General features: G+C 45.2%; 5 protein-coding genes and 1 tRNA gene. 3 read left to right on the top strand and 3 right to left on the bottom strand.

Annotation, left to right across the window (positions count from 1 at the left end; all coding sequences use genetic code 11):
- The 3 genes from J6U00_RS08685 to J6U00_RS08675 all read right to left on the bottom strand — a co-directional run.
- The coding region (locus J6U00_RS08685; RefSeq protein WP_296581050.1) for a DUF3781 domain-containing protein at nt 1-177 on the bottom strand (177 nt) is incomplete at its 3' end.
- Nucleotides 177-1,445 (bottom strand): DUF1015 domain-containing protein, encoded by a 1,269-nt coding sequence (locus J6U00_RS08680; protein ID WP_296581048.1) that lies wholly within the window; start codon nt 1,443-1,445, stop codon nt 177-179. The genes J6U00_RS08680 and J6U00_RS08685, both read right to left, overlap by 1 nt.
- 64 nt (nt 1,446-1,509) lie before the next feature.
- Complete coding sequence (locus tag J6U00_RS08675; RefSeq protein ID WP_296581046.1) at nt 1,510-2,064, bottom strand: Maf family protein; 555 nt, start codon at nt 2,062-2,064, stop codon at nt 1,510-1,512.
- 227 nt (nt 2,065-2,291) lie between these two features.
- Between J6U00_RS08675 and J6U00_RS08670 the strand changes: the two genes are divergently transcribed.
- From J6U00_RS08670 to J6U00_RS08660, 3 genes are all read left to right on the top strand, one after another.
- Nucleotides 2,292-3,713, top strand: a complete 1,422-nt coding sequence (locus J6U00_RS08670; RefSeq protein WP_296581044.1) for an MATE family efflux transporter — start codon at nt 2,292-2,294, stop codon at nt 3,711-3,713.
- Nucleotides 3,714-3,794: 81 nt separating this feature from the next.
- Nucleotides 3,795-3,866, top strand: a tRNA-Gln gene (locus J6U00_RS08665).
- 202 nt (nt 3,867-4,068) lie between these two features.
- Nucleotides 4,069-4,551 carry a dCMP deaminase family protein gene (locus J6U00_RS08660; protein WP_296581042.1) on the top strand — a complete coding sequence of 161 codons (483 nt, stop codon included), beginning with the start codon at nt 4,069-4,071 and terminating at the stop codon, nt 4,549-4,551.
- Nucleotides 4,552-4,625 lie beyond the last annotated feature (74 nt).

Raw genomic sequence — 4,625 nt, 5'->3', positions numbered from 1 at the left:
GCTGTTTACTGTAATGTACCAATTCTTTCCTTTACGTTCGATAACAGCTTCGGGCGAGTTTATCTTCTCCCTGCACCATACAACAGTATCGTCGCAGTCAAGGGAAAGATTTCTCTTTATACGAACTGCGCCAAGCTCCGTTGTATGAAGCTTGGCGATATTGTTCAGTAATTCCATTATTCAGTTATCCTGCGTGCTTCAATGTAAAATCTTTTGTCCTCAGCGTGTCCCATTGAGAAGGTCTTTCTTGGAAGAGCGCCATCTTTGATGACAGTGGGGAAAAGCTGTGATTTGTCCATGTCGGGAAGTATGAATGCGATGCCATTATGTTTGTCAGCGAGAGATTTTACTGTATCAGCTCCATGGATATAGTCTATCTTACCACCGTTTGCCTTGATATAGCTGTCAAGGAAGTTCTGGAGGGAACCTACTGATAGATTGGATGACTTTTTGTTGATGTAAAGCTTCTTCTCAGCACCATTGCATGAGCAGATAACGTATTGGTCCGAGGTCTTTGCCTCAGAGAGGTCAAGCGCGTCTGTGAGCTTGCCAATTAGCTCATCGCAGTTCACATCGTATACAAGGCGATGAATGGCTTCGAACTTGAGGGCTTTGCTATGGAGATTAACTATCTCAGCCAGTGCGTAGCGTGCAGGGTGGTTTGATAAGTCCTTGCCGGGATTAGCTTTTTTGAGCTGTTCATAGAACTCCTTTGCTGTTGCGAGGGAGTGGTTTCCATCGCCCATAGCATAGAGGAGTACGGGGGTATCACTGAGGTCATACTTCTTGCAGAATGTATCCGGATCGGCAAGTGCGCAGAGTGCCTTGTCGATAGCCTCCTGAGCCGACTTGTCTATCAGCCAGCCCTTAATGCTGCCACCGTTCTGCATGAGTTCAAAATCGTAAAGCTTGCTGTTGTCAGAAACAGTTTTTTCAAGGGGCTCGATAACTGTATTATCCGGGTCGTCAATGAGTATCATGATGTGGGGAAGCTCAAGTGGAGCACCCTGTCTTACCTTTATACGTGGAGGGATACGCTCGATGACAGTAGCCTCGGTAGCTCTTACCTCTGAGGTGCTGCCCTTTGAGAAGTCGTACTTTTCAAGATCTATAGCGCCAACAATGCCCTGACGGAGTATGCCGTTACTTTGGGTGCGCTCAACGTAGACCATAGCGTCCCTGTACTCGGTGAAAATACCGTCAGAAAGGTACTTGTTCATAGCTGTGTGGATATTGTCTATACGCTGTGCAACGCCTTCCTGCTCAAGGTAAAGCTCGGGGAGGATAAGATTGAGCGTCGAGGGCGAGCTGCCGACAGTTGCGCTTACCTCGTCCCAGTACTCTGGCTCGCTGGTATACTGGTCGCAGGCGATAACGGACCACTTGCGCATATCGCAGTCCTTTGGTAAAAGAATGTCAGCAGAATGAAATGCGGTTGAGTTCATGATTAGGTACTCCTTTATAGTTACTTAGTTTTTAATGCTTAGTGATTATTAGGGGCGGCGTTCTCTACAGAACTCTTTTCAATTCATTGAAAAGACGACCAACGGGAAGGCCCACTACATTGAAAAAGTCTCCTTCGATGTGAGAGATAAGGGTTGAACCAAGCCCCTGTATACCATAGCCGCCTGCCTTGTCGTATGGCTCATCGGTTGCGGCATAAGCCTCTACCTCATTGGTCGACAGCTTGCGGAAGGTTACGTCGGTGACTTCTGAGAACGACGTCTCACTGCCGCCGCTGATTATGCAGCAGCCTGTTATTACCTGATGAGTTTTGCCAGAGAGCTTGGATATATCAGCGACACACTGAGCTCTGTCTTTGGGTTTGCCAAGTATCTCTTTGTCAAGTATGACCGTGGTATCGCAGCCGATAACTATGCAGTCAGGATATTTCTCAGCAGCTGCCCTTGCTTTAAGTATCGCAAGGTACTCGGAAGCCTTTGACGGCTCGGTGCCGTTCGGGAGAGTCTCGTCGCAGTCTGTGGAGACAGCTACAAAGTCTTCCGTTATGTATCTCATCAGCTCACGCCTTCTAGGCGAAGCTGAAGCAAGTATTATCTTCATGTTTTTACTCCGTTTTATAAATATAGATGCTAAAAAATATTTTACCACACATATAGTATACTGTCAAGGACTAAAGATATTCTCATTGTTGAAATTGCATTATGTTCAGCAAAAAGTATCTAAAAAAATTTGGCATATCATTTTTTTATGCCGCTATTGTTTTTTTAACTCATATGATGTATAATTAAAAAGTGTTTGATGTTAAAGAGAAAAGAAGGGTAAAAAATATGAATGAAAGAAATATCGGAGGTCTGCCTCCTGGTACAGGAGGAATCCATGACGGTATGGACAATCCTCTTGGCAGTGCGCCTGTACGATCGCTTATGATGAAGTTCGCTATACCAAGCATAATTGGTATGCTGGTAAGCGCGCTCTACAATATGGTGGATCAACTGTTTATTGGAAAGGCTGTGGGTACTCTCGGAAATACTGCGACCGGTATAGCTTTTCCGTTTACTACTGGCTGTATGGCTATCGCTCTGCTGCTCGGTATCGGCGGCGCGTCCTGCTTCAATCTGTCACTCGGTATGGGAGATAAGAAGAGAGCTCCGTATTTTGCCGGAAACTCGCTGTCGCTCCTTGCTGTCAGCGGTATCGTGCTTTCGGTCATCACTTTGTTGTATCTCACGCCTCTGCTGAAGCGCTTCGGTGCTACCGACGCTGTACTGCCTTATGCTGAGGAGTATGTGAAGTACACGGCCCTTGGATTTCCGTTCCTTATCCTGACGGCAGGAGGAGGACATATCGTCAGAGCTGACGGCAGTCCTAAAATGACGATGATATGTAATGTTACTGGTGCAGTAATAAATACGATACTGGACGCAGTTTTCGTTCTTGTGCTCGACTGGGGTATGAAGGGCGCGGCTATAGCCACTGTAATAGGACAGTTTATATCAGCGCTGATAGTTATTATCTATTGTTTCAATTTCAAGACGGTATATCTTACGGGGAAGCACCTTATGCCATCTTTTGGCATAGTAAGGCGTATCTGCTCGATAGGTATGGCCTCATGCTTCAATCAGCTGGCTATAGCTGTTGTGCAGATAGTCCTCAATAATTCTCTAAGGCACTATGGAGAACTGTCAAAGTACGGCGCGGAGGATCCGATAGCTGTTGCAAGTATCGTAATGAAGGTGAATATGATAGTATTCTCCATAGTTATCGGACTTGCTCAGGGTACGCAGCCTATAGAAAGCTTCAATTACGGTGCAAAGAATTACGAAAGGGTAAAAAGCGCCTTTCGTATGGCGATAGTATCGGGAGCTGTTATCTCTCTGATAGCGTTTGTGAACTTCCAGATTTTCCCAAAGCAGATTCTTGGTGTATTTGCAAATAATGACGCAAGTGAAGGCTATTATGAATTCGGAGCAAAGTTCTTCCGGATATTCCTTTTTTTTACGTGGCTGAACTGTCTTCAGCCTATAGCCTCAACGTTTTTCACCTCGATTGGCAAGCCCTTCAAGGGTATATTCCTTTCACTCACAAGGCAGATATTATTCTTCCTGCCTATGCTGATAATCCTGCCTATGGCGTTTGAGATAGACGGAATAACTTTTGCAGGTCCAGTGGCGGACGTACTTTCCGCTAGCGTCGCCATTCTTATGGCAAAATCCGAGTTCAAAGATATGCATGAGAAGGAATGGATGTAAAAATAAAAAGTTAAAATAAAAATAAAAATCCTATGGTATTGATTTATTGTAGGATTTTTGTTATAATATTTTGGTAAGTGTTGGGGCATAGCCAAGCGGTAAGGCACAGGACTTTGACTCCTGCATTCGTGGGTTCAAATCCCGCTGCCCCAATCTCAACGCCCCTCGGTGAAGCCGAGGGGCTTAGTTTTTAGTGGATATTGCTTAGTTTATAAGAATTGATTGCCCCGTTCTCTTCGAGGAAGGTTTTTCTTGCTGGTTTTTAAATAAGCACTTTATGCCTAAAGATTGACATTTTTTAGCAGATATGCTATTATAAATTATCAATTACGTGAATGATTCTGAGGTGAATTCAATGAAAAGAAGCGACTATATAAGCTGGGACGAGTACTTCATGGGTATCGCCATGCTCTCTGCACAGCGCAGCAAGGACAACTCCACACAGGTTGGAGCCTGTATAGTGAACGACAAGCACAAGATAGTATCAGTGGGATACAACGGTATGCCTACTGGTTGCAACGACGACGATATGCCGTGGGAGCGTGAGGGCGAGACGAGCCTCGATACAAAGTATCCCTTTGTATGCCATGCAGAGCTCAATGCCATACTGAACAGCAGTTTTGCAAGTCTTGCCGGCTGTACCCTTTACGTGACGCTTTTCCCCTGCAACGAGTGTGCAAAAGCTATAATACAGTCGGGCATAAAGCGCGTGGTATACTATAACAACAAGTATGCCGGCACAGAAGCGGTAAAGGCTTCGTGCATACTCTTTGAGAAGTGTGGTGTAGAAACGTCCGAATATGTTTCAAGCGGCAAGGATATTGTCCTTTCGGTATGAGGAATGAAAAATGGTGATAAAACGAATTAACAGCCCGGTGCAGTAAATTGGGAACGATACACCGGAGTAAGAAG

The sequence above is a fragment of the Ruminococcus sp. genome (assembly GCF_017650195.1).
In the GTDB taxonomy this organism is placed as follows: Bacteria; Bacillota; Clostridia; order Oscillospirales; family Ruminococcaceae; genus Ruminococcus.
Note: the sequence above shows the minus strand (reverse complement) of the source record. Positions and strands in the feature narration are given on the sequence as shown.